This is a genomic window from Pseudomonas sp. UBA5666 (assembly GCF_002420785.1).
Classification (GTDB): domain Bacteria; phylum Pseudomonadota; class Gammaproteobacteria; order Pseudomonadales; family Pseudomonadaceae; genus Aquipseudomonas; species Aquipseudomonas fulva.
Genome location: NZ_DIIQ01000008.1, coordinates 123,736 through 149,146, shown reverse-complemented (window position 1 = coordinate 149,146; position 25,411 = coordinate 123,736). Strand labels below are relative to the sequence as shown.

The 25,411-nt window shown below is 63.7% G+C and carries 22 protein-coding genes and 1 riboswitch; of the genes, 11 read left to right on the top strand and 11 right to left on the bottom strand.

From position 1 onward, the window contains the following. Window positions 1-20: 20 nt before the first annotated feature. Complete coding sequence (locus B2Y33_RS05960; protein ID WP_023533000.1) at window positions 21-422, bottom strand: acyl-CoA thioesterase; 402 nt, start codon at window positions 420-422, stop codon at window positions 21-23. Between the two features lie 178 nt (window positions 423-600). Further along, a riboswitch (S-adenosyl-L-homocysteine riboswitch) is annotated at window positions 601-697 on the top strand. A gap of 20 nt (window positions 698-717) precedes the next feature. Here B2Y33_RS05960 and ahcY point away from each other — a divergent pair. The 4 genes from ahcY to B2Y33_RS05940 all read left to right on the top strand — a co-directional run bounded on the left by ahcY (window position 718) and on the right by B2Y33_RS05940 (window position 6,153). Then, window positions 718-2,127, top strand: a complete 1,410-nt coding sequence (gene ahcY / locus B2Y33_RS05955; RefSeq protein ID WP_027914022.1) for an adenosylhomocysteinase — start codon at window positions 718-720, stop codon at window positions 2,125-2,127. Between the two features lie 159 nt (window positions 2,128-2,286). After that, entirely contained in the window at window positions 2,287-3,132 is an 846-nt protein-coding gene (gene metF / locus B2Y33_RS05950) for a methylenetetrahydrofolate reductase [NAD(P)H] (RefSeq protein WP_027914023.1), read from the top strand. Between the two features lie 133 nt (window positions 3,133-3,265). Then, window positions 3,266-4,054 (top strand): substrate-binding periplasmic protein, encoded by a 789-nt coding sequence (locus tag B2Y33_RS05945; protein ID WP_027914024.1) that lies wholly within the window; start codon window positions 3,266-3,268, stop codon window positions 4,052-4,054. Window positions 4,055-4,272: 218 nt separating this feature from the next. After that, window positions 4,273-6,153 (top strand): DEAD/DEAH box helicase, encoded by a 1,881-nt coding sequence (locus B2Y33_RS05940; RefSeq protein ID WP_027914025.1) that lies wholly within the window; start codon window positions 4,273-4,275, stop codon window positions 6,151-6,153. A 49-nt stretch (window positions 6,154-6,202) separates the two neighbouring features. Here the strand turns inward: B2Y33_RS05940 and B2Y33_RS05935 are convergent, their stop codons facing one another. The 3 genes from B2Y33_RS05935 to B2Y33_RS05925 form a co-directional block, all read right to left on the bottom strand. Beyond that, window positions 6,203-6,781 carry a YceI family protein gene (locus B2Y33_RS05935; protein WP_206405201.1) on the bottom strand — a complete coding sequence of 193 codons (579 nt, stop codon included), beginning with the start codon at window positions 6,779-6,781 and terminating at the stop codon, window positions 6,203-6,205. Between the two features lie 34 nt (window positions 6,782-6,815). Beyond that, window positions 6,816-7,367: a cytochrome b gene (locus B2Y33_RS05930; RefSeq protein ID WP_027914027.1), complete on the bottom strand. Its 552-nt coding sequence runs from the start codon at window positions 7,365-7,367 to the stop codon at window positions 6,816-6,818. A 245-nt stretch (window positions 7,368-7,612) separates the two neighbouring features. Next, window positions 7,613-9,514 (bottom strand): flavin monoamine oxidase family protein, encoded by a 1,902-nt coding sequence (locus tag B2Y33_RS05925; RefSeq protein WP_049696728.1) that lies wholly within the window; start codon window positions 9,512-9,514, stop codon window positions 7,613-7,615. Between the two features lie 205 nt (window positions 9,515-9,719). Here B2Y33_RS05925 and B2Y33_RS05920 point away from each other — a divergent pair, with 205 nt between their 5' ends. Both B2Y33_RS05920 and B2Y33_RS05915 read left to right on the top strand, forming a co-directional pair. Further along, on the top strand, window positions 9,720-11,126 hold the full coding sequence (locus tag B2Y33_RS05920; protein WP_027914029.1) for an adenosylmethionine--8-amino-7-oxononanoate transaminase: 1,407 nt from the start codon (window positions 9,720-9,722) through the stop codon (window positions 11,124-11,126). 104 nt (window positions 11,127-11,230) lie between these two features. Next, a complete protein-coding gene (locus tag B2Y33_RS05915) occupies window positions 11,231-11,950 on the top strand; it encodes a 16S rRNA (uracil(1498)-N(3))-methyltransferase (protein ID WP_027914030.1) in 720 nt (239 codons plus the stop codon). Window positions 11,951-11,991: 41 nt separating this feature from the next. Here B2Y33_RS05915 and trhA read toward each other — a convergent pair whose 3' ends face one another. The 7 genes from trhA to B2Y33_RS05880 form a co-directional block, all read right to left on the bottom strand. After that, window positions 11,992-12,609 (bottom strand): PAQR family membrane homeostasis protein TrhA, encoded by a 618-nt coding sequence (trhA, locus tag B2Y33_RS05910; RefSeq protein WP_027914031.1) that lies wholly within the window; start codon window positions 12,607-12,609, stop codon window positions 11,992-11,994. A gap of 68 nt (window positions 12,610-12,677) precedes the next feature. Beyond that, window positions 12,678-13,160 carry a chemotaxis protein CheW gene (locus B2Y33_RS05905; protein ID WP_023532942.1) on the bottom strand — a complete coding sequence of 161 codons (483 nt, stop codon included), beginning with the start codon at window positions 13,158-13,160 and terminating at the stop codon, window positions 12,678-12,680. Then, a complete protein-coding gene (locus B2Y33_RS05900; protein WP_225806668.1) occupies window positions 13,153-18,102 on the bottom strand; it encodes an Hpt domain-containing protein in 4,950 nt (1,649 codons plus the stop codon). The genes B2Y33_RS05905 and B2Y33_RS05900 overlap by 8 nt, the downstream gene beginning before the upstream one ends. Before the next feature lie 9 nt (window positions 18,103-18,111). Continuing rightward, the gene (locus tag B2Y33_RS05895; protein ID WP_225806697.1) at window positions 18,112-20,136 is read right to left on the bottom strand and encodes a methyl-accepting chemotaxis protein; all 2,025 of its coding nucleotides are present in this window, start codon (window positions 20,134-20,136) and stop codon (window positions 18,112-18,114) included. Window positions 20,137-20,184: 48 nt separating this feature from the next. Continuing rightward, the gene (locus tag B2Y33_RS05890) at window positions 20,185-20,736 is read right to left on the bottom strand and encodes a chemotaxis protein CheW (protein WP_027914034.1); all 552 of its coding nucleotides are present in this window, start codon (window positions 20,734-20,736) and stop codon (window positions 20,185-20,187) included. Then, complete coding sequence (gene pilH / locus B2Y33_RS05885) at window positions 20,733-21,098, bottom strand: twitching motility response regulator PilH (RefSeq protein WP_027914035.1); 366 nt, start codon at window positions 21,096-21,098, stop codon at window positions 20,733-20,735. Before pilH ends, B2Y33_RS05890 begins: the two co-directional genes overlap by 4 nt. A 48-nt stretch (window positions 21,099-21,146) precedes the next feature. After that, entirely contained in the window at window positions 21,147-21,548 is a 402-nt protein-coding gene (locus B2Y33_RS05880) for a response regulator (RefSeq protein WP_027914036.1), read from the bottom strand. Window positions 21,549-21,787: 239 nt separating this feature from the next. Between B2Y33_RS05880 and gshB the strand changes: the two genes are divergently transcribed. The 5 genes from gshB to pyrR all read left to right on the top strand — a co-directional run bounded on the left by gshB (window position 21,788) and on the right by pyrR (window position 25,401). After that, complete coding sequence (gene gshB / locus B2Y33_RS05875; RefSeq protein ID WP_027914037.1) at window positions 21,788-22,741, top strand: glutathione synthase; 954 nt, start codon at window positions 21,788-21,790, stop codon at window positions 22,739-22,741. Between the two features lie 139 nt (window positions 22,742-22,880). Next, window positions 22,881-23,780, top strand: coding sequence for an energy transducer TonB (locus B2Y33_RS05870; protein WP_027914038.1), 900 nt, complete (start codon window positions 22,881-22,883; stop codon window positions 23,778-23,780). Window positions 23,781-23,826: 46 nt separating this feature from the next. After that, window positions 23,827-24,396: a YqgE/AlgH family protein gene (locus tag B2Y33_RS05865; RefSeq protein ID WP_027914039.1), complete on the top strand. Its 570-nt coding sequence runs from the start codon at window positions 23,827-23,829 to the stop codon at window positions 24,394-24,396. Beyond that, entirely contained in the window at window positions 24,396-24,833 is a 438-nt protein-coding gene (gene ruvX / locus B2Y33_RS05860; RefSeq protein WP_023533019.1) for a Holliday junction resolvase RuvX, read from the top strand. The genes B2Y33_RS05865 and ruvX overlap by 1 nt, the downstream gene beginning before the upstream one ends. Before the next feature lie 49 nt (window positions 24,834-24,882). Continuing rightward, window positions 24,883-25,401 carry a bifunctional pyr operon transcriptional regulator/uracil phosphoribosyltransferase PyrR gene (gene pyrR / locus B2Y33_RS05855; RefSeq protein ID WP_023533003.1) on the top strand — a complete coding sequence of 173 codons (519 nt, stop codon included), beginning with the start codon at window positions 24,883-24,885 and terminating at the stop codon, window positions 25,399-25,401. The last annotated feature ends 10 nt before the right edge of the window (window positions 25,402-25,411 follow it).

Here is a 25,411-nt window from a genome sequence, read left to right as displayed (position 1 = left end):
ACCCTGCAGCCCCCAGACCGTCACTCCACGGCGGAGTCGGGGAACTGGTCCTGCACGTACTTGATTTCGGTACGCCCGTGGGGCGCAGGCAGGCCGTCCTCGCCCAGGTTCACGAAGACCATGCGTTCGACGGTCAGGATGCTCTTGCGCGTGATCTTGTTGCGCACTTCGCAGCGCAGCGTGATCGAGGTGCGGCCGAACTCGGTGGCGGTGATGCCCAGTTCGATGATGTCGCCCTTGCGCGAGGCACTGACGAAATTGATTTCGGACATGTACTTGGTCACCACGCGCTGGTTGCCCAGCTGCACGATGGCATAGATGGCCGCTTCCTCGTCGATCCAGCGCAGCAGGCTGCCACCGAACAGCGTGCCGTTGGGGTTGAGGTCTTCGGGTTTAACCCATTTGCGGGTGTGGAAGTTCATCGGGACTCCTGAGCATCCTGGCTTGCGTAAAACGATGATGGCAGAGCGGCCAGCGCCGCTCCACCCAACATCGACTATCGTCTCGATTAATCGACAGAAAACCTTGGGGATGGTGCCGCACCCGGCTATAATCGTGGCCGTTTTACATGGCCGTCCACAGCGGCGCCATGCCCGCCACCTGTCCGAGGGGCGCTGCAGCAGGCTCGACCTGTCAGGCTCGGATGGGGCGTTGTCCGCTCCCGCGGACGCTCAACGCACAACGGCGCCCATTCGCACACTACGAATGGAGGCTCTGATGAGCGCTGCAAACATGCCTGCTGGTTTTACCGATTTCAAAGTTGCCGACATCTCCCTGGCCGCCTGGGGCCGTCGCGAAACCATCATCGCCGAATCGGAAATGCCTGCGCTGATGGGCCTGCGCCGCAAGTACCAGGCCGAGCAACCGCTCAAGGGTGCCAAGATCCTGGGCTGCATCCACATGACCATCCAGACTGCCGTGCTGATCGAAACCCTGGTCGCCCTGGGTGCCGAAGTGCGCTGGTCGTCGTGCAACATCTTCTCAACCCAGGACCAGGCCGCCGCCTCCATCGCAGCCGCCGGTATCCCGGTCTTCGCCTGGAAGGGTGAAACCGAGCAGGAATACGAATGGTGCCTGGAGCAGACCATCCTCAAGGACGGCCAGCCCTGGGACGCCAACATGGTCCTGGACGACGGTGGCGACCTGACCGAACTGCTGCACAAGAAGTACCCACAGGTGCTCGAGCGCGTCCACGGCGTGACCGAAGAAACCACCACCGGCGTGCACCGCCTGCTGGACATGCTGGCCAAAGGCGAGCTGAAGGTTCCGGCCATCAACGTCAACGACTCGGTCACCAAGAGCAAGAACGACAACAAGTACGGCTGCCGTCACAGCCTGAACGATGCCATCAAGCGCGGTACCGACCACCTGCTGTCGGGCAAGCAGGCCCTGGTGATCGGCTACGGTGACGTGGGCAAGGGCTCGGCTCAGTCGCTGCGTCAGGAAGGCATGATCGTCAAGGTTACCGAAGTCGACCCCATCTGCGCGATGCAGGCGTGCATGGACGGTTTCGAAGTGGTATCGCCCTTCCTCGATGGCCTGAACGATGGCACCGAAGCCAGTGTCGACAAGGCGCTGCTGGGCAAGATCGACCTGATCGTCACCACCACCGGTAACGTGAACGTCTGCGACGCCAACATGCTCAAGGCCCTGAAAAAGCGTGCCGTTGTCTGCAACATCGGTCACTTCGACAACGAAATCGACACGGCCTTCATGCGCAAGAACTGGGCATGGGAAGAGGTCAAGCCGCAGGTGCACAAGATCCACCGTACCGGCGCCGGCAGCTTCGATCCTCAGAACGACGACTACCTGATCCTGCTGGCCGAAGGCCGCCTGGTCAACCTGGGCAATGCCACTGGCCACCCAAGCCGCATCATGGATGGCTCCTTCGCCAACCAGGTCCTGGCACAGATCTTCCTGTTCGAGCAGAAGTACGCCGACCTGTCGGCCGAGAAGAAAGCCGAGCGCCTGACGGTCGAAGTGCTGCCCAAGAAGCTCGACGAAGAAGTGGCCCTGGAAATGGTCCGCGGTTTCGGCGGCGTGGTCACCCAGTTGACCAAGCAGCAGGCCGACTACATCGGCGTAACCGTTGAAGGCCCGTTCAAGCCAGACGCCTACCGTTACTGATCGGTACGCTTCAAGCGCCAGGCAGTGCCAGACCGTGGCATTGCCGCTCGAAGTGCACGCCTGAAAGAAACGTGAACGATGCCAGGCCAGGTCGGCCATCACCGACCTGGCTTCTACTTGCAGCTTGCAGCTTTGGGCTTGCTGTTAGAGGAACGAGTGATGTCACAAGAACGCCGTTACAGTTTCGAGTTCTTCCCGACCAAAACCGACGCAGGTCATGAAAAGCTGATGGGCGTGGCGCGCCAGTTGGCCGCCTGCAACCCTGACTTCTTTTCCTGCACCTACGGCGCCGGCGGTTCCACCCGCGACCGCACGCTCAACACGGTATTGCAGCTGGAAAGCCAGGTGCAGGTGCCGGCTGCGCCCCACCTTTCGTGCGTAGGCGATACCAAGGCCGAGTTGCGCGCGCTGCTGGCCGAGTACAAGCAAGTCGGCATCAAGCGTATCGTCGCACTGCGCGGTGACCTGCCTTCGGGCATGGGCATGGCCAGTGGCGAGCTGCGTTATGCCAGTGACCTGGTCGAGTTCATCCGTCAGGAAACGGGTGACCACTTCCATCTCGAAGTCGCCGCCTACCCCGAGATGCATCCACAGGCACGCAACTTCGAAGCCGATCTGGCCAATTTCGCGCACAAGGTCAAGGCCGGTGCCGACAGCGCCATCACCCAGTACTTCTTCAACGCCGACAGCTACTTCTACTTCGTCGAGCGAGCCCAGAAGCTGGGCGTGGACATCCCCGTGGTGCCCGGCATCATGCCGATCACCAACTACAGCAAGCTGGCGCGTTTCTCCGACGCTTGCGGCGCCGAAATTCCACGCTGGATTCGCAAACAGCTCGAAGCCTATGCGGACGATACGGCCAGCATCCAGGCCTTCGGTGAAGAAGTCATCACCCGCATGTGCGAGGAGCTGCTGCAAGGCGGTGCACCGAGCCTGCACTTCTACACCTTGAACCAGGCAGAACCGAGCATGGCGATCTGGAACAACCTCCAGCCGTCTCGTTGAAGCCCGATGGACCACGTGCTGGTAGCTGACCGGCGCCTGGTTCATACGCACGTGTCGCAGGCCCCACCTGCGGCGCCCTGCCTCGCCCAATCCGGCACTGGTCTTGACCTGGCCGAGCGCGTAATCTCCGGGCATGCCAATCTCCGCCCGTCTGATCTGGATCCTGCTGCTTTTTTGCCTCAGCCCGTTCGCGCTGGGCGAGCGCTTGCGCCTGGTAAGCGATGACTGGGCACCCTATGTCTACCAGCAAAACGGCCAGCCGCGTGGCATCGACTACGAGGTCACGACCGAGGTATTGCGTCGTCTTGGGTACGAGGTCCAATGGCAGTTCATGCCCTTCAAGCGGTGCCTGGCAATGATCGAGCAGGGCCAGGCCGACGGCATCATGGATGTCTTCCAGGTCGAGTCCCGCCACCCTTATTTGCTGTATGTCCCGGAACCCATGTCCACGGCCGAGTTGATCCTGTTCCAGACCAAGGCTCGCCGCCATGAGGTATCGAGCCTGGATGCGCTGGCCGGCCTGACCGTGGGCACCTCGCCAGGCTACAACTACAGTGCGGCGTTCAATGAGGCTACCTTCTTCAAGCGCGAAGCGGCGCCGACCCATGAAGCGAACTTTGGCAAGCTGGCGCTGGGGCGCATAGACCTTGCGATTACCGACCGCAGGGTCGGCCTGCATGTCATCCGGCTCATGGGTCTGGAGCAGCAGATCGAAGCCTTGCCGCTTGTCGTCAGTCGCCAGCCCCAGTACCTGGGCCTGGCCCGCAAGCCTGGGCGTGAGGTACTGGCCCAGGCCTTTGCCGAGGAACTGCGGCGATTCAAGCAGGAACCGGCCTACGCGGCCATCATGGACCACTACACACACGACCCTGAGAACCTTGCGAACGCCGTTGAGCAGCAGGAAAGCAGCACAGCGCGCTAGCTCTGTTATACTCGGGCCTTCCCGCCCGGCTCACGCCCGGACGCTCGGCCTCGCAACAGGCATCCCGATCGGCATCGACGCACTCTGGCGTCAGCCCTCCGTTTCCCGGATGTGCAGTGAAAGCCCAGCTGGACCGGACGCGATCGCATCATGCCGATGCCCGTCGCGCCAGGCAGAACATCCCTACGGGCCCAGCCCACACGAGAACAGGATTGCCCATGTCCTTTGCTTCCCTCGGTCTCTCCGAGGCTCTTGTCCGCGCCATTGAAGCCGCGGGCTATACCCAGCCGACCCCCGTGCAACAGCGGGCAGTTCCCGCCGTGTTGCAAGGCCGCGACCTGATGGTCGCCGCACAGACCGGTACCGGTAAGACCGGCGGTTTCGCCCTGCCGATTCTCGAACGTCTGTTCCCGGCAGGTCACCCGGACAAATCCCAGCGCCATGGCCCCCGTCAGCCACGGGTCCTGGTACTGACCCCTACCCGCGAACTGGCGGCCCAGGTGCACGACAGCTTCAAGCTGTATGCCCGCGACCTGCCGCTGGTCAGTGCGTGCGTCTTCGGCGGCGTCGGCATGAACCCGCAGGTGCAGGCCATTGCCAAGGGCGTCGACGTCCTGGTTGCCTGCCCTGGTCGCCTGCTCGATCTGGCCGGTCAAGGCAAGGTCGACCTGGCCCATGTAGAAATTCTGGTATTGGATGAAGCTGACCGCATGCTCGACATGGGCTTCATCCACGACGTCAAGAAAGTGCTGGCCCGCCTGCCTGCCAAACGCCAGAACCTGTTGTTCTCGGCCACGTTCTCCAAGGACATCACTGACCTTGCCGACAAGCTCCTGCACAACCCGGAGCGCATCGAGGTCACCCCGCCAAACACCACCGTCGAGCGCATCGAGCAGCGTGTCTACCGCCTGCCGGCTAGCCACAAGCGTGCCCTGCTGGCGCACTTGATCACCCTGGGTGCGTGGGAGCAGGTACTGGTCTTCACCCGTACCAAGCATGGCGCCAACCGCCTGGCCGAGTACCTGGAAAAGCACGGCCTGACTGCCGCAGCCATCCATGGCAACAAGAGCCAGAACGCACGCACCAAGGCCTTGGCTGACTTCAAGGCCAACAACATTCGCGTGCTGGTCGCCACCGACATCGCCGCCCGTGGCCTGGACATCGACCAACTGCCCCACGTCGTCAACTTCGAGCTGCCCAACGTCGAAGAAGATTACGTGCACCGCATTGGCCGTACTGGCCGCGCCGGTCGCTCTGGCGAGGCCATTTCCCTGGTGGCACCTGACGAGGAGAAACTGCTCAAGAGTATCGAGCGCGTGACCCGTCAGAAGATCGCTGACGGCGACCTGATGGGCTTCGATGCCAGCCAGGTCGAGGCCGAGAAGCCTGAAGTCCGCGAACGCCAGCAGCCCAATGGCCGTGGCGGTCGTGGTCAGCAGGCCCGCGGCGAGGGCAGCAAGGACGCCAACGGTGGCCGCAAGGATAAGGGCAAGGACAAGGGCAAAACCCGCCAGCAGGCTGCGGACAAACCCGCTGACAAGGAAAAGTCCGGCGACAGGCAGCAACAGCCGCGCAAGCCACGTGACAAGAAGCCTCGTCAGCAACAGGCCAGCAACGCGACCCCTCCGGCCATGCAGCCCAACCGCGATCCGGAAGAGTTTCTGGATGACGATGTGGATAACTTCGGTAACCGGGCTGACTACGTGAGCCCATACCAGAATGGCAAGGGCCAAGGCCGCAACCGTCGCCCAGCCGGTAATGGTAGTCAACCGCAAGGAGGTACGCCGCGTACCAATGCCGGTGGTCAAGGCCGCAACAACGGTCAACCCCGTACTGGCGGTGGTGAGAAACGCCCGCCTCGTGCCAATAATGGCGGCACTGCTCGTCGTGACGGCGGCGCGCGTGGTGGTCGCCCACCGCGTGACGCAGCTGCCCGCCAGGAACCGGCCGTAGGCAACACGCGCCAGCCACAGCATCAGCCTGTGATCATCCGCAAGGAATCCAAGCTGGACCGTTATCCGACCCCCGAGCAGTTGGACGATCTGCCAAGCCGTCCGCGGGGCGAACGCCCGGCACTGCTGACCCGCAAGGGGTCGTAAACGAAAACGGGGCCGCAAGCGGCCCCGTTTTTCATTCGGCTGACACGTATTACTTCTGCTTTACGCCTTCGACACTGATATCCAGATCCAGCGTCTGCGAGGTTGGGCCTGGGCCTTTGATGCCGAAGTCATTCAGGTTCAAGGTGGTGGTGGCATTGAAGCCAGCGCGCTCACCGCCCCATGGGTCCTTGCCTTCACCGTTGAAGGTGGCCTTGAAAGTCACCGGCTTGGTCACGCCGTGCAGGGTCAGGTCACCCATGACGTCAGCGGTCTTGTCACCGGTGGACTTGACGCTGGTGGACACGAACTTGGCATCCGGATACTTCTTAACGTCCAGGAAGTCGGGGCTGGCAATGTGCTTGTCACGCTCGGCGTGGTTCGACCACAGGCTGGCGGTTTTCAGGTCGACACTGATCTTGCTGGCTTCAGGCTTGGCACTGTCCCACGTGAAGTTACCGTCGAAATCCTTGAACGTACCGTGAATGAAGCTGTAGCCCAGGTGGCTGATCTTCCAGTCCACGAAAGCGTGCTGGCCTTCCTTGTCGATCTTGTACTCGGCTGCCATGGTCTGGCCAGCGGAGAACAGAGCAGTACCGAGCGCCAGAGCGGCAAAAGTCTTTTTCAACATCGTTACTTCCTTCCTTTGCGATTGAGGTTGAGCGTCAAGCTTTGCGGCCCAGCATACGCATGAGGGTCGCGTCACGGTCGATGAAATGGTGCTTGAGTGCGGCCAGGGCATGCAACCCCGCAAAAACCACCACCCCCCACGCCAGCCACAGGTGGATGACACCGGCCAGATCCGCCTGGTCTGGCAGATTGCTGACCAGGGCAGGCACCTCGAACAGGCCAAACACCGGGATCCCCACGCCGTCGGCGGTGGAAATCAGGTAACCGGCAATCATCACGGCGAACAACCCCAGGTACAGGGCCAGATGCCCCAGCTTGGCACCCAATCGGGTGAGCGGGCCATAACTGGCAAGTGCCGGCGGCGGCGGGCTCACAAAACGCCACAGCACGCGCAACAGCATCACCGCCAGCAGCATCAGACCAATGCTTTTATGCAGGTCTGGGCCGGCCTTGCGCCATGGGTCATAGTAGTCGAGCCCGACCATCCACAACCCGAGGCCGAAAAGACTGAAGACGGTCAGCGCCACGCCCCAGTGCATGAGAATGCTGACAGCGCCGTAACGTGAAGATGAATTGCGCACTTGCATGTTGGCGTTCTTCCCCGTGAAAGCTATGCAAAGACTAGCGTCAAACGTATCGAATAAAAGCGGAAAAACTTGCTTTGGATTATCAACAAATCCGATAGCAATTTTCATAGAAGGCTATTAAGGAAACGTTAACGCCGATATCAGGCAGCGAGCGCTTCGATCAATGCGCATGGCACAGGGCTCAGTCGAGTGGCTGAGCCCTGCGGTTAGGCGCTGCCGGGGCGGTGCCGGGCAGGCCGGCGGTATCAGCTCGCTTTGGCCTGGCTATCGGTCAAAGGCTTCTTGGCTGGCGCCGGCTTGGTAGCCGCTTTTTTGCTGTCGGCAGGCTTGTGAGCTGGCTTGTGGGCCGATTTGGCCGCTGGCTTGTGGGCCGGCGCCTGCTTGACCGGGGCGGCCTTGGTGGCTGCTGCCTTGGTGGGTGCTGCCTTGACGGCGGGCGCCGGGCTGGCCGGTGCCTGTTGTGGCGCTTGCGCTGCAGGCTGCGCGACGGGGGGTGCTACAGGTGCTACGTCAGCGGCCTTTGCCGCCGGTTGAGGCTCTGGCGCTGGGGTTTCCTTGGCGCCGAACAGCCGAGCGAAGAACCCTGGCTTCTTCTGACCCGTCGCGTCGGTCGATTGGGCCTCAGGCTTGGCCGGCGCTTGGTCGCCTGCCTTGTCTTTGTTGGACGCGCCGCCGAAGAGGTTGGTGAAGAAATTGCCCTTGCTCTTGGCCGCTGCCGCACCTGCTGCGGCTGTCGCGGCAGCCGGCACGGCCTTGACTGGGTCGAACGACTTGCCGGCCAGCAGGTCCTGCACTTGGCCGGCAGCCCGTTGACCGCTACGCAGTGCGCCTTCAAGCGTGCCTGGGTACAGGGCATCGGTGTGCTCACCGGCAAACGCGATGCGTTGCACCGGGCGCTCCCAAAGACGCCAGTACTTGCTGATCTGGCCAGGTCCATAGGCCAGGTAGGCACCCCCGGTGCCGGCATCGGCGCTGTAGCGCTTGACTTCATAGCCGGTGAAGGCGCCGCGGGCCTGAGGATAGAAGGTGTGCAGGCGAATGAGCACCTGGTCGACCATTTGCTTGTCGCCAAAGGCCTGCAGCAGGCGGGCGTTGTCGCCGGAAAGGTTGATCACCACATTGGCACCGCCCTTGAGGGCCGGCTCGATCCACAACATGCCCAGGCCGGTATTGCTGAAGATCTCGCCCGACATGCGCGCCCGGCTTTCCCACACCGGTTTCTTGAACTTGAGCATGACCTGGTCGCGCCAGCCGTAGTTGGTGCCCTTGAGCGCCGCCACATGCTGGTTATCCAGGCCAGGTGTCATCTGGATCTTGGCCAGTGCGCGCAGGGGCACGGCCATCACCACGTAATCGGCGCGATAACCCACGCTGCCGACTTTCACGGTGACGCCATCCTTGTCCTGAACGATTGCACTTACCGGCGAGTCGGTCTTGATGGTCTTCAGTTGCTTGACGAATGCCTGCGCCAACACCGGGCTGCCGCCAGGAAGCCGCGCTGCACGCAGGTCACGGTCGCTCACGTCACGGTAGACGCGGTTCTGCTGAGCGAAATACAACAGCGACAAGCGCGATGGCTCGTCGTAGCGGCTGCGGATCTGCTGGTTGACCAACTGACGGGCGGTGGCAGGCAGCTGCAACTTGTCCAGCCAGGAGGATACGTTGATCTGGTCCAGGGCGAACAGGGTGCTGGTCGCCTGGGGGTTGAGCGGATCGTCGATCGAACGGGCCAGGTCGTCCAGGGTTTTCTCGTAGCGCTTGAGGGCTTCGGCCGTGGCCGGCTGCTTGAGGGCCAGGTCTGCGGCGCTGAAATACTCGCCATCGATCAGGTAGCCAGGGGTGCGCACGAATTCCGGCGCTGGCAGCGTGTCGAGCTTGAAGCGATCAACGTACTGGTTGAGTACAGGCTGCGCCTTGGTATTGCCGATCCATTCGCTGGTGGCCAGGCCCGAGCGGCCGCCCATGCCTGCCTTGGCTTCGAGCAAGGTCACCTGCCAGCCCTTGTTCTGCAGCTCATAGGCTGCGGTCAGGCCTGCCATGCCGCCACCCACGACGATTGCCGTGGGCATCTTGTCACTCGCCAGCGCGGCACCGCTGGAAACACCAATCAATACCAACGCGCACAGGCGCACCCAAGCAGCAGCCATGTTGGCGAACTCCGAGTCAAAGGTTGCAGAAAACAGAGAGAGGCGGGATGCCCCGAGAGAGGCGCTAGAATACGTCACCGCTGCCAGGGCTGCCAGCGTAGTGACATCAAGTGGTCTGGCTAAATGACATTTTCTGGCGGGTTGTTCTCACCCGTGCCATTGCTTAGGCTTACGCCCCCACGCCGCCAAGCCAGGAGAAATGCTCATGGGCCTCAATGATCAGTGGATGCAGCGCGACCTCAAGGTCCTCTGGCACCCCTGCACCCAGATGAAAGACCACGAGCAACTGCCGCTGATACCGATCAAGCGCGGGGAAGGCGTGTGGCTCGAGGATTTCGAGGGCCGGCGCTACCTGGATGCCGTGAGCAGCTGGTGGGTCAACGTGTTCGGCCATGCCAACCCGCGTATCAATCAGCGCATCAAGGAGCAGGTCGACCAGCTTGAGCACGTGATTCTGGCAGGCTTTAGCCACCAGCCTGTGATCGAGCTGTCCGAACGCCTGGTGGCCATGACACCGACTGGGCTCGACCGGGTGTTCTACGCCGACAATGGCTCCTCGTGCATCGAAGTGGCGCTGAAGATGAGCTTCCACTACTGGCAGAACGTCGGCAAGCCGGACAAGAAGCGGTTCGTCACCCTGACCAACAGCTATCACGGTGAAACCATCGCGGCCATGTCCGTCGGTGATGTCCCGCTGTTCACCGAAACCTACAAGGCGTTGCTGCTCGACACCCTGAAAGTCCCAAGCCCCGATTGCTACCTGCGTCCGGAGGGCGTCAGTTGGGAGGCGCATTCGCGCACCCTGTTCCAAGTCATGGAGCAGACCTTGGCCGAGCATCATGCCTCGATCAGCGCGGTCATCATCGAGCCGTTGATCCAGGGCGCCGGTGGCATGCGCATGTACCATCCGGTCTATCTCAAGCTTTTGCGCGAAGCCTGCGATCGCTACGACGTGCACCTGATCCATGACGAGATCGCGGTTGGCTTCGGTCGTACGGGCACGATGTTCGCCTGCGAGCAGGCAGGTATTCGCCCGGACTTCCTGTGCCTGTCCAAGGCCCTGACCGGGGGGTATCTGCCCCTGGCCGCCTGCCTGACCACCGACAAGGTGTACCAGGCGTTCTATGACGACTACCGCACCTTGCGCGCGTTCCTGCATTCGCACAGCTACACGGGTAACCCACTGGCGTGCGCGGCCGCATTGGCCACCCTCGACATCTTCGAGCAGGACAACGTGATCGAGGCCAACAAGGCGCTGGCCACGCGCATGGCCACCGCCACCGCGCATCTGGCCGACCATGCCCACGTGGCCGAGATTCGCCAGACCGGCATGGTCCTGGCCATCGAAATGGTCCAGGACAAAGCCGGCAAAGTGCCCTACCCCTGGCAGGCGCGACGCGGCCTTAAAGTGTTCGAGCATGCCCTGACCCGTGGCGCGCTGCTGCGTCCGCTGGGCAGTGTGGTGTATTTCCTGCCACCGTATATCATCACGCCCGAACAGATCGACTTCCTGGCCGAAGTGGCCAGCGAAGGCATCGACATCGCCACCCGCGACAGCACCTGCGTGACGGTGCCCAGCACCTTCCACCCGGATTTTCGCGATCCGGGCTGATTACGGGGCGAAGGCCAGGCCTTCGACCGCGCCGGAACCTGCGCTGCGCATGCGTCATGCCAGCGCGGGCCTTCCGGTTGTCCTTACCTTTTCAGAGCTTACCCATGAGACTGTCCCGCTTTTTCATCGACGCTACCCTGAGCCTTGGGGAACACGACCTGCCCGAGGCACAGGCCCACTACATCGGCCGCGTATTGCGCATGGCGGCGGGTGACCCCGTGCAGCTGTTCGACGGCAGCGGCCAGGAATACCGTGGGCAGTTGCTGGAGGTGGGCAAGAAGGCCGTGCGTGTGAGCCTGGACCAGGCATTCGCTGGCCAGGCCGATTCCCCCCTGCAGGTGCACCTGGGTCAAGGGCTGTCGCGGGGCGAGCGTATGGACTGGGCCATCCAGAAAGCCACTGAGCTGGGCGCCAATGAAATCACCCCGATCGTCAGCGAGCGGTGCGAGGTGCGCCTGAAGGACGAGCGTGCCGACAAACGCCTGGCCCACTGGCGGCAAGTGGCGATCAGCGCCTGCGAACAGTGTGGCCGCTCCAGCCTGCCGATCATCCACCCACCCATCACCTTGACTGAGTGGCTGGCCGCAACCCAGGCGCAGCTCAAGCTGGTGTTGCACCCGGTGGCCGAACCGCTGGTCAGCCATGCCAGACCGGCAAGCCTGGCTTTTCTGATCGGTCCCGAAGGCGGCTTGAGCGAACCCGAGGTCGAACAGGCCAAGGCAGCGGGCTTTCATGCAGCGCGCCTTGGCCCGCGGGTATTGCGCACTGAAACTGCGCCGGTGGTAGCCCTTTCGGTGGCGCAACAGCTCTGGGGCGATTTCTAAGCCTTCTCAGGGGAGCAGAGGCTGCTCACAGGCTGGGTTCATCAGCGCACGTAGTGCGACACTGCCACGAAATGCATCAGGCTGCCGGCAATCACGAACAGGTGCCAGATGCCATGCCAGTGGCGAAAGCGCCGGTCGAATGCGAAAAATATGATGCCCACGGTGTAGAACACGCCCCCTGCGGCCAACCAGGCAAAACCGGCCGTACCCAGCGCCTCCAGCAACGGGTTGACCGCGACCAGCACGATCCAGCCCATCACGGCGTAGATCACGATGGACAAGACGCGTGCTTCGGAGCGGGGCTTGATTTCCTGCAACATGCCCAGTACGGCCAGCCCCCAGACGATGCCGAACAGGCTCCAGCCCCAGGGCCCGCGCAGGCTGATCAGGCAGAAGGGCGTGTAGCTCCCGGCGATCAGCAGGTAGATGGAGAGGTGATCGAGCTTGCGCATGATCACCTTCGCCCGCCCTCGCGTGCTGTGATACAGCGTGGAAATGCTGTACAGCAACAGCAGCGTGCCACCGTAGATGGAGAAACTGACGATCTTCCAGGGGTCCCCCTGCAAGATGGCGCCGATGATCAGCCAGAGGGCACCGAGGCCTGCCAGCAACGCACCCACCAAGTGGGTCCAGGCATTGAAGCGTTCACCGTAATACATGCACTTAAAGACCTTTCGAAACCCAGCTAGTTTCAGCCACGACACTCGACGCGTACCGGCGGCACGCTCTAACCCGGCGTTTGCAGCCTGCCGCTGCGCTGTGCGTCCCTGACCAGGCGCTCGAGCCCGACCAGGTCAGGCACGCGCGCCACCTGATCCCCTACCTGGACAGCGGCCAACTCAAGGGGTGCCAACGCCACGTCAACGTAGTTGAGCTGGCTGTCGAGCTTGCACGAGCGCGGTATGTCTTGCAGCAACAAGGCCAGGTAACGCAACCCCGTGTCGCCCAGTGCGTTGAGCACCACCACACGGGCCCGTTCTCCACAGGGCGTATGGCTGTCACAGGCCGCTTCGAAACCGATCAGGGGCAAGCGCTGCTGGCGCCAGTCGACCCAGCCCAGGTGCCAGGGCAGGTCACCGCGCTGACACGCTACATTGCGCAGCCCACTGAGTTCGGCTACGGCCACATTGGGCAGCACCAACGTACGGTCGCCCAATGGCAGCAACAGCCCGGTAAGGCTGCTGCGCTGCCCGGCTATCAGTTCAAGCATGGGACTGGCTCCACCGGAGGATGCTGTGCAGCAAGACCGACTCCTGATAAGGCTTGCCGAGGTATTCGTTGACCCCGATGGCCATGGCTCGGTCGCGGTGCTTGTGCCCCGTACGCGAGGTGATCATGATGATGGGCAGCGCCTTGAGGCGGGCGTCCTGGCGAATGCGGGTCGCCACTTCGAAACCGTCCATGCGCGGCATTTCGATATCCAGCAGCAACACATCGGGCCGGTGCCCTTCCAGCACCGCCATGGCATCCACCCCGTCCTTGGCGGTGATCACGCTCATGCCATGGCGCTCAAGCAGGCGGCTGGTGACCTTGCGCACCGTGACCGAATCGTCTACTACCATCACCAGCAAGGTGCGGTCCGGGGTCGCTGCCGGCAGCAACCCACGCGGCGTGCCTCCAGGCAAACGAGCAAGCCGCCGTTGCTGGCCACGCAATTGCCCCAACAGGTCGAGAATCAACACGACGCGCCCATCCCCCAGCAGCGTTGCACCCGACAGGCCGGCAACGGCCGCAAACTGCGGGCCCAGGCTTTTGACCACGATCTCCCGGCTGGGCGACAGGCTGTCGACCTGAATGGCGAACGACTGCTCCTGTGAATGCACCAGCAACAAGGGCAGCGGCACGCTCTGGCCCAGCAGCGTAGGACGCGGCGCGCCCTGCACCAGCTCGCCCAGGTAGCGCAGCTGGTACTGATGGCCTGCGTAGGTGTAGCGCGGCGGCTCCTGCTCGTAGCAACCTGCCAGCTCAGCGGGCGGTACCCTCACGATGCCTTCGATGGTGTTGAGCGGGATGGCGTACTGCTCGTCGCCCAGGTGCACCATCAGCGCGCGGTTGATCGACACCGTGAACGGCAGGCGAATCTGAAAACGCGCCCCTTTGCCCTGGGCCGACTCGATGGTCATCGAGCCGCCCAACTGCTTGACCTCCTCGTGGACCACGTCCATGCCCAGGCCTCGCCCTGAGATCTGCGTGATCTTTTCGGCCGTGGAAAAGCCCGGCCTGAGGATGAACTGCAGTATCTCGTGGTCGCTCAGCTGTGCCTGCGGGTCGAGCAGGCCGCGCTTGATCGCCTTGAGTCGGACGGCTTGTAGGGGTACGCCGGCGCCATCGTCGGTCATCTCGATGACGATGTCCGCCCCCTCGTGCAGCAGGTTCAGGTGGATCGTGCCCTGCTCAGGCTTACCCGCAGCCAATCGGGCTTCGCGGCTTTCCAGGCCATGGTCGACGGCATTGCGCAACATGTGTTCAAGCGGCGCCACCATGCGTTCCAGCACACTGCGGTCCAGCTCGCCCTCGGCGTTGCCCACCACCAGCTCGACCTGCTTGCCCAGCTCGCTCGCCACCTGCCGCACCACGCGCTGCAAGCGCGGCACCAGGCGTTCGAAAGGCACCATCAACGTTGCCGTCAGGCCTTCCTGAAGCTGACTGTTGACCCGCGCCTGCTGCTGGAGCAGGCCGTAGGCTTCCTGGGCGCGCTGGGCCATGGTTTCCTTCAGGTCCAGCAGGTCCGAGGCCGACTCGAACAGCGCCCGCGACAACTGCTGCAGCTGGGAGTGGCGGTCCATTTCCAGTGGGTCGAAGTCTTCATAGACATCGCCCTCCAGCTGCTGGCGGCTGGAGATCCGCCCCTGAGTTTCGATATCCAGGCGCAGCAGCTGGTCACGCATGCGCTCGAGCGTGGTTTCCATTTCGTTGAGGGTGAACTGGGCGTCATTGACCTGCTGCTCGATGCGTCCACGGATGATCGAGTGCTCACCGGCCAGGTTGCCCAGGTCGTCCAGCAATTCGGCATCGACCTTGACCATGTCCCCCGGCACTCGCTCGGGGGTTACTGCCGGACCTTCGCTGGCGGCAGTTTCGACCGGGCTGGTGCCGGCCGCGCTGTCGGTCAGGCCTGCGCTGCTGAAGTTGCGGATGTAATCGATCAGCGCCGTGGCGGCGTGCAGCGGTTGCCCCAGGCGCACCGCATCGAGCATGTGCGCCAGGCGGTCGTGGCAGTTCTGCAACAGCGAGAACAGGGCCCCGCTCGGTGGCAGGCGCCCTGCCGCGAGCAACTCGTACAAAAATTCCAGCTCATGGGCCAGGTCACCGATGGGGCCGATTTCGACCATGCGTGCCACCCCTTTGAGGGTGTGCAGGTCGCGCATCAGGTTGTCCACCTCCACCGTGCTGCGCGGGTCGGCCTGCCATCGCGCCAGCGCTGCAGCGGCGCTCTCGACGATGTCCGAGCTTTCTTCGAGGAAAACCTCCATCAGCTCTTCCCCGGCGCTTTCCGGAGCTTGTGACGGCGGCACTGGCGCGGGGTCGAGGGCCAGGTCTGGGGCTGGCGTGTCGATCAGTTGCACGTCCATGTCCGGGTGCAGCGGTGTGACGCTGTCGAGGCCCACGCGCCCGGTGGCATCGGGTGCAAGCCCTTGCCCCTGAAGTTCGCGCAGGCGAGCCACCAGCGGCGTACGCGGGACGACGTCCTGGCCGGCAGCCAGCTCGTCGAGCATGTCCAGCAGCGCCTCGTGGGCGTGCTGGGCATGGGTGAAGAACTGCGCATCGGCAGGCAGGCTGCCCTCCTCCACTGCACCGTACAGGTCCAGCAAGGCTTCGCACACCTCATCGACCTGCCACAGATCGGCCGAATGGGCGGCATGGGCAAGCTCGGTCATGTCATCGAGCAGTGTCTCCAAGGCCGCCCGTTGAGCCGGGCGCCGCTGCCAGTCGGCCAGCAACGACTCGGCGTCCAGCAAACGATCCATGGCTTGCGACAGGAAAGCTGCGACCTGTTGCGGGTCGCGGGCGTTGCCGGTCGAGGCATGCGCATCGCCGCCCAGGGCGGCGATGCGCGTATCGATGGCCAACTCGACCTGCTCGATCAATTGGGCCGCACCAGGCAGTGGCTCGAACGGGGTGGTGGATAACTGCGCCAGGCCCTGCCCGAACATCGAGGCGGCGGACTTGAGCCAGTGCAGCTCCGTTTCATCGAGCAGCAGGTCGTGCGCCTTGTACTCGCGCACCAGTCGGTCGAACACGGTGGCAAGTTCGGCGATGGGCACAACTCCGGCCATGGCCGCACTGCCCTTGAGGGTGTGCAAGGCCCGCTGCAGGGCGTCGTCTACAGGGACGCCGTGCTGGGCATTTGCCAGGAACCCGTCGAGGCTGGCCAGGTGGCCTTGGGCCTCGCCACGGAAGATGTCCAGTAACTGCGGGTCGAGCCCCTGCGCGCTGGCCGCGGCTGGCAGGTCGCGCTCGGCAAGGGCATGCAGGTGGCCCACCAGTTGCTGTACGGCGCTCACATGCGGCAGGTGCCCCGCGGCGAAGTCGGCGAGCACCTCGGGCAGTTGCGCGAACGCTTGCTCAAGCGCCATCTGCCCGTCCGCACCAAGCACGTTGCGGCCGGCAAGCACACGGTTGAGCAAGTGCTCGGCGGCCCAGGCCAGCTCTGCCAACGCCTGGGCATGCACCAGGCGGCCTGCGCCCTTGAGCGTATGCAATGCCCTATGCACTTCGATCAGCGCGTTGTGCTGCTGGTGGTCGGCACGCCAAGTCAACCAGTGCCGCTCAATGTCCTGAAGCAATGCTTGGGCTTCTTCGATGAATACGCCACGCAATTCGTCCTGAAGGCCATCCGCCTCTTCCAGATCGGCATGCTCTTCAACGGTGGAACAGTGCACGCCCAACGCCCCCAGGCGCTCGCGAGCCATGACGATGAAGCGCTGAGCGTCGGCCAGCGGGTCGGCCACGCGCCATTGTAGATAGCATTCGCCAGCGCTCAAGGCTTCGGCCAGCAGCGTCAGTTCCTCGGACGAGGGGTCGGCCTGCGCCTGTTGTACCCAGCCCTGGACAAACACCGTGCAGCGCGCGAACACCTCGGCAGCGGCCGGCAACATCAGCATGGCCAGGGCGCCGCGCACCTGCTGGAGCAAGCCTGGCAAGGCCTGCAGGTGCTGACGGGGCCAGCCCGACTCCAAGCAATCGCCCATCAGGTCCTTGGCCTGCTGCAACACGTTCAGCGACTCTCGCAGCACGACCAGGCGAATCTCGGCGACATCGGCGCCCGGCAGGCCTGGCTCCCCCCCTTCTTCGAGTGGCCCGACCATGCCGTTGAGCGTGGCTTCCACGTACAACAAGGCCCCCGCCACATCCATCAGCACCGCGTCATCCACGGCCCGATCGCCCTCGGCCAGCCCTTGCAGCGTCATCACTTGATCGATGATGACCCGACGCGGCTGCTGGAAACCCAGCACGGCCAGGGTATCGGCCACGTGGCGCAGGGGCGCGAGCAACACCTCCAGTTGTTCATTGTGCTGCCGGTCGCTGCGCACGAACTGGTCCAGGCGGTCCTTGATGCGCATGAGGTCGTCACACAATGCCGCCACTACCGACCTTAGCGCGTCGCGGCCCTCCCCAGCCTGCAACTGCTCGCGCCAGTTGCCCAATGACACGTCAAGGTTCGCCAGGTCCTGGGCACCTGCCAGACGCTGGCCTGCATTGCCGAGCAGGCGGCCATGAACCACCGGTTCCGCGCCCCGGCAGGCACGCAGCTGGTTCAGGAGCGGCAACATCACCAGTGGCAAGTCATGGCGTGCACCGCGCAGACGTTCCAGGTAGGAAGGCAACAGCTCCAGGCCCTTGAACAGCGCCCCCAGGCAGTCGCCTCGCGGGGTGACCTTACCGTTGGCCAGGTCGGTCACGAGCATCTCCAGCTCCTGGGCAAGGCGCGTTGCCCCAGGCAACTCCAGCATCACCAGGCAACCGTGTACCTGGTGCAGGTTGTCCGCCACGAAGGTGAGTAACGACAGGTCTTCAGGCTCGCCGGCAAAACGTTCCAGCGCCTGGCGCCCCTGCCCCAGGCAATCGAGCAGGGCAGCCTTGGTCCAGGCCAGGCCCACGGTATCGTGGCGGGCAGGGCCAGCAATGGGGCCGGGCATGGGCGTGGACATGGGCATTTCTCAATGGGGCTCGGCAGGTGCCGGCAGGGTGAATCCGGAGACCGAACGGCGCATCTCGCTGGCCATGCGCGCAAGGTGACGAATGCTGTCGGCGGTGGCGCTGGAACCTGCGGACGTCTGGGCGGTGATCTGCTGGATGACGGCCATGGTGTGTGAGATCTGCCCCGCCGAGGACGTCTGCAATTGGGCCGCATCGGAAATGCTGTGGATAAGGTCGGCAAGGTTCTGCGAAACCCCTTCGATCTCAGCCAGCGCCACGCCGGCGTCCTGCGCCAGCCTGGCGCCGCGCACGACTTCGGCCGTGGTCTGTTCCATGGAAATGACCGCTTCGTTGGTGTCGGCCTGAATGGTCCGCACCAGGGCTTCGATCTGCCGCGTGGCAGAGGACGAGCGCTCGGCCAGGCGCTGGACCTCATCCGCGACCACGGCGAACCCCCGCCCTGCCTCACCCGCCAGCGAGGCCTGGATCGCGGCGTTCAAGGCCAGGATATTGGTCTGGTCGGCAATGTCGTCGATCAGGCTCACGATATCGCCGATCTCCTGGGAAGATTCGCCCAGGCGCTTGATGCGCTTGGCGGTGTCCTGGATCTGCTCGCGAATGTTGTTCATGCCATCGATGGTGTTGTGCACCACCTCATTGCCCTTGTTGGCAATGGCCACGGACCGCTCGGCGACCTTGGCCGACTCGTAGGCATGGGCCGAAACACGGTCGATCGACTCGACCATGTCCCCGACTGCCTCGGAGGCCTCGCTGATCTGCTCGGCCTGTTGCTCGGATGCCTTGGCCAACTGGCGGGCCGTGTTCTGCGTATCCTGCACCGCCGAGGCGACCTGCACCGCGCTGTGGTTGATGGTGGCGACCAGGTCGCGCAATTGGTCGACGGAATAGTTGATGGAGTCGGCAATGGCGCCGGTGAAGTCTTCGGTCACCGACACGGTCACCGTCAGGTCGCCATCTGCCAACTCTTCGATTTCATCGAGCAGGCGCATGATCGCCTGCTGGTTGCGTTCGTTCTTTTCGGCGGTCTCACGCAACTGACGGTTGGTGGTACGCACCATGACCAGGCCGATGAGGATGATCGAGGCCAGCGCCAACAAGCCCAGTGCATACCCCCCAACGGTATCGAGCGTGCGCCCGCTGGCCAGGTTTTCGAACCCGTTGGCCAGGTGCGAGGCTTCCTCGAGCAAGGTCTGCGACAGGCTGAAGATGCTGCCGGCCGCCTCCCGCACCCGGAACAGCTCCGGCGAGGTTTCGAGAATTTCATCGACCGAGCCTGCCACGAACTGGAACAGCTCGGCGATTTCCGCCAGCCGCGCCCTGGCATCGGCGTCCTCGACACGGGTAACGCCAATGCCAGCGTCGCCCTTGAGCATGCCCTCGAGCACCTGGCCGAAGCGGCCGGCATCACGGCCGAAGGCATCGGCGGCCTGCGCCGCCGCCGCATCGCCGGCCAGTACGGTATTGACCGACCCCAGGATACGTTCGGCCAACAGCAGTTGGCGCTGAGCCACGGCGACCTGGCTGGCCGGGGCGCCACTTTGCAGCAGAATTTCGACCACTTTTTCGTATTCGACCTGCAACTGCGGGACGGTTTCGGCCAGGGTTGCCGCCACCTGGTGCAAGGACAGCACGGTCTGTTCGCTGGCCAGGATGGTGTCGGTGCTCTTGCGCAGGCTCTCCCAGTCATCGCGCACCGCTTCCATTTCTTCGCGCACCGAGGGTGGCGCTGCGGGCAGGCCAGTGGCCTTGTCGCCTTCGCGCAGGTAGCCCCAGCGACGCTCGAAGTCGTTGCGCGCATCGGACAGCAGCCTGAAGGCCACACCCTTGCCGGCAGCCGCTTCAGTGGCGTTCTTGGCAATGCGCTGCGACAACACGCGCAGCTCGCCGGCATGGCCGATGTACTGCTTGTCGTAGTTGGACTGGGTGTTGAGGTAGGCGAAATTGGCGAACAGCAGAATGATCGAGAGGATCAGGATCAGGAACAGCACGGTGATCTGCGCAATGCTGCGGGTGCGGGGGCTCACGGTGGTGGCGGTGACGGGGGGAGCAGGCTGGTTCACGTTTGCAAGGTCCTATAACGCCACATCGAGAAAGCCCGGTGCCTGGGCCAGGGCAAAGGGGCTGAAGATCGCCCAGTAGTCGTGGTCGCGTTCGAAGCGCCCCTGAACGAAGGGCCCGGCAGCATCGGTCACTGGCAGCGCAGGTTGCAGGCTGTCGATAGCAAAGTGCTGCAGGCCCACCACTTCGTCCACCAGCAGACCAACGAAAAGCGCCTCGTGATCGAGCACCAGGACGCGGCGCTGCTTGCCTGGCACGGCACTGCCCAGGCCGAGGAAACGGCCCAGGTCCATCACGGGCAGTAGCCGGCCACGCAGATTGGCCACCCCGCATACCCAGGGTTGTACACCGGGTACTCGGCTACTGCGGGGCTCACGCAGCACTTCGGCCACCTCGCCCATGGGGGCGACGAACCATTGCCCGGCTACACGAAAACCGATGCCGCTCCACTGCTGCAACCTGTCACCCGAAGCTGGCTGGTCGGCCACCAGCAGCCGGCAGCGGCGATCGATATCCAGCAACAGTTCGAAGGCGGTCAGCGACGCCCCCTGCGGGCGTGTGGTCAAGCCCCCAGCACCTCTTGGAGCTTTTGCACCAGCGCATCTTCTTCCACGGGCTTGGTCAGGAAGTCACGTGCGCCCTGGCGCGTCGCCCAGATGCGGTCGGTCTCCTGGTCCTTGGTGGTCACCACAATGACCGGAATGGCCTTGGTCTCCGGGTCCTTGCTGAGCTGGCGAGTGGCCTGGAAGCCGTTCATGCCTGGCATCACGATGTCCATGAGCACTGCATCCGGCTTCTCTTGCCGGGCAAGGGCCACGCCATCGGCGCCGTTATTGGCCTTGAGTACCTCGTGCCCGTGCTTTTCCAGCCATTGGGTCAACTTATACATTTCTGTCGGCGAATCGTCGACAATCAGAACGCGGGCCATACTGGTTCCCCATCAGGATTCGTAAGACCGTGCCAGGGCAGGGCACGATCAGGGTGCTGTTTGTTGGGCTGTGGCAAACCCAGGCACATGGGCCTGTATTGCCTCGATCAGTTCTTCCTTGGTAAACGGCTTGGTCAGAAACTGATCAGAACCGACCACACGCCCGCGGGCCTTGTCGAACAAACCGTCGCGCGACGACAACAGAATCACCGGGACGTCCTTGAAGGTGCTGTTCTGCTTGATCACCGCGCACGTCTGGTAGCCGTCCAGGCGCGGCATCAAGACATCGACGAAGATCACGGCCGGGTTGTGATCGACGATCTTGGCCAGGGCATCGAAGCCATCGCTGGCAGTGATGACCTCGCAGCCCACCTCACTGAGCAGCATCTGCGCCGTGCGGCGAATGGTGCGTGAATCGTCGATTACCATCACTTTCAGGGGTTGTTCCATAGACGCCTACCCGGGGGAATTGAGCTGCATGGTGCAAGCGGCACGCGACAGGAAAGCCCCATGGGCCCATGGCCGCTTTTCGCTTGAGGCGTGTAGCCAAAGGCTTGAAGCTGCATTTTTAGCACAGTCCGGGTAGCCATTCCATCTGCCGCGCCCCTTGACCGGCGGCGTTAGCGGCGCCACCCTGAGCCACTTTTCTTTCGATCCATCGCGGCCACGCCGCCAAGAGGAACCACCCCATGAGCGTTCGCCTCGGCATTGTCATGGACCCTATTGCGTCCATCTCCTACAAGAAGGACAGTTCGCTGGCCATGCTGCTGGCTGCCCAGGCACGCGGCTGGAGCCTGTTCTACATGGAGCAGCGCGACCTGTATCAAGGCGAAGGCAAGGCCCGTGCGCGCATGCGCCCATTGACGGTGTTCGCAGACCCGGCCCGCTGGTTCGAGCTGGGCGAGGAGCAGGACAGCGCCCTGGCTGAACTGGACGTGATCCTGATGCGCAAGGACCCGCCTTTCGACCTGGAATTCGTCTACAGCACCTACCTGCTCGAACAGGCCGAAAGCGAAGGCGTGCTGGTGGTCAACCGCCCCCAGAGCCTGCGTGACTGCAACGAAAAGCTGTTCGCCACGCTGTTCCCGCAGTGCACCCCGCCTACCCTGGTCAGCCGCCGCCCGGACATCATCCGCGCATTCGCCGCCGAGCATGGCGATGTGATCCTCAAGCCCCTGGATGGCATGGGCGGCACGTCGATCTTCCGTCACCGGGCGGGCGACCCAAACCTGTCGGTGATCCTCGAAACCCTTACCCTGCTGGGCACTCAACAGATCATGGCCCAGGCCTACCTGCCGGCGATCAAGGACGGTGACAAACGCATCCTGATGATCGACGGCGAGCCGATCGACTACTGCCTGGCCCGTATTCCGGCCAGCGGCGAAACCCGTGGCAACCTGGCAGCCGGTGGTCGCGGCGAGGCACGCCCCTTGAGCGAGCGCGACCGCTGGATCGCGGCCCAGGTGGGCCCGACACTGCGCGAGAAAGGCCTGCTGTTCGTCGGCCTGGACGTGATTGGCGACTACCTCACCGAAATCAACGTGACCAGCCCCACCTGCATCCGCGAAATCGACGCCGCCTACGGCACCGACATCGGCGGCCAGCTGATGGATGCCATTGATCGCCAGCTCAAGGCGCGTTGACCACGGACATTCGGTAACGGGCTGGCGTGGGGTATCATGCTCACCCGCAAGCGACAGGCTGCAAGCCCGGCACAACCGCCCCGTGCTTCTGCTGACTGTCGCGTGCCGTTTGTAGCTCGACGATGCCCCTGGATACCTGATGACGCTGCCCGCTGACATCCCCGCCGACCTGTTGCCGCCCCGCGTTCGTCCGGTGGACAGGCTGGGCTTCACGCTGTTTCTGGCGGCGCTGGTGCACCTGGCGTTGATCCTCGGAGTGGGCTTTACCGTGGTCAAGCCGGCGCAGATCAGCCGCACCATGGACATCACCCTGGCCACGTTCAAGAGCGAAAAGCCGCCGGAAAAGGCTGATTTCCAGGCGCAGGACAACCAGCAAGGCAGCGGCACCCTGGACAAGAAGGCCGTGCCCAAGACCACCGAGCTTGCGCCTTTCCAGGACACCAAGATCAACAAGATCACGCCGCCTCCTGCCGCCAGGCCCGAGGTACCGCCGCCTCCACAGAAGTCGGCGGTCGCGACCAAGGCCCCCAAGGCGCAGAAGGTCGAGCCCAAGCCCCGGGAAAGCAAGCCCCAGCCCAAGCCGAGCACGCCCGTGCGGGAGTTCGACAGCTCGCAGCTGTCCAGCCAGATCGCCAGCCTTGAAGCCGAGCTTGCCAACGAGCAGCAGCAATATGCCAAGCGCCCGCGTATCCATCGCCTGAATGCGGCCTCGACCATGCGCGACAAGGGCGCCTGGTACAAGGAGGAGTGGCGCAAGAAAGTCGAACGCGTGGGCAACCTGAACTACCCGGACGAGGCACGCCGGCAGCAGATCTACGGCAACCTGCGCATGATGGTCTCGATCAACCGCGACGGGTCACTCTACGAAGTGCTGGTGCTCGAATCCTCCGGTCAGCCCGTGCTGGACCAGGCGGCCCAGCGCATTGTGCGCCTGGCTGCACCGTTCGCACCGTTCACCGGTGACCTGGCCGAGTACGACCGGTTGGAAATCATCCGCACCTGGCGCTTCGCCAGAGGCGATCGGTTGTCCAGCAACTGAGCCGGCACGCTTGCAGCTGTGGCCGGGTGGCGCCACACTATCCCCCATGAAGAACCTCACGCCGAGCTACCTCAAGCACCAGTTCCTGATCGCCATGCCGCACATGGCCGACCCGAACTTCGCCCAGACCCTCACGTACATCGTCGAGCACAATGCTCATGGCGCGATGGGGCTTGTGGTGAACAAGCCGCAGGAACTGAACCTGGCCGACATCCTCGAGCAGTTGCGCCCGGACGAAACCCCGTCGGCCAGCACGCTGCAGGTACCCATCTACCAAGGCGGCCCGGTGCAGACCGACCGCGGCTTCGTGCTGCACACCAGCGAGTGCAGCTACCAGGCCACGGTGGAACTCCAGGGCCTCTCGCTCTCCACGTCCCAGGACGTGCTGTTCGCCATCGCGGAAGGCGTGGGCCCGGAAAAGAGCCTGATCACCTTGGGTTACGCCGGCTGGGAAGCGGGCCAGCTGGAGGCCGAACTGGCCGATAACGCCTGGCTCAACTGTGCGTTCGACCCGGATATCCTGTTTGCCATGACCAGCGAGCTGCGCCTGGAAGCGGCGGCCGCGAGCCTTGGCATCAACCTTCACCTGCTGACCAGCCAAGCGGGCCACGCCTGATGGCCGACGCACTTGCCGCACCCCGGCTGCTGCTGGGCTTCGACTATGGCACCAAGCAGATTGGCGTTGCTGTCGGCCAGGCGGTCACCGGCCAGGCCCGTGAGCTGTGTACGCTGCGCGCCCAGAATGGCGTGCCGGACTGGGCCCAGGTCGAGCGTCTGATCGCCGAATGGAAACCTGACGCCATCGTCGTCGGCCTGCCGCTGAACATGGACGGCACCCCCAGCGACATGAGCGCCCGCGCCGAAAAATTCGCCCGCCGCCTCAATGGGCGCTTCAACCTGCCGGTGCATACCCATGATGAACGCCTGACCACGTTCGAGGCCAAGGGCGAGCGCATGGCCCGTGGCGGCCAGCGCGGCACGTACCGGGACAACCCGGTCGACGCTATCGCCGCCGCCCTGCTGCTGCAAGGCTGGCTGGAGGCCAATACCTGATCATCTTCGCGGCCGGATGCCTCCGGCGCACCCTTCCGAGGAACCTGCAATGAGCCTACCTGATCCTGCCGCGCTGATCCGGCAGATGGCTGTCGACCTTCGCGCCCATCTGGCCCGCCGCGCCATCGCCGAGCCACGCTACATCGGCATTCGCACCGGCGGTGTGTGGGTGGCCCAGGCGTTGCAACAGGCCATGGACGACACCAGCCCCATGGGTACGCTTGACGTGTCGTTCTATCGAGACGACTTCAGCCAGAATGGCCTGCACCCGCAGGTGCGCCCCTCGGAGCTGCCGTTCGAAATCGAAGGCCAGCACCTGGTGCTGGTAGACGACGTGCTGATGAGCGGTCGAACCATTCGTGCCGCCCTCAACGAACTGTTCGACTATGGCCGTCCGGCCAGCGTCACCCTGGTCTGCCTGCTGGACCTGGATGCAGGCGAGCTGCCCATCCGCCCGAATGTGCTCGGCGCCACCTTGTCATTGGCGGCCCATGAACGGGTAAAATTGACCGGACCCACGCCGCTCGCCCTCGAGCGCCAGGACCTCGCCCCCGCTACCGCCCTTTAAGAGTCCCCCG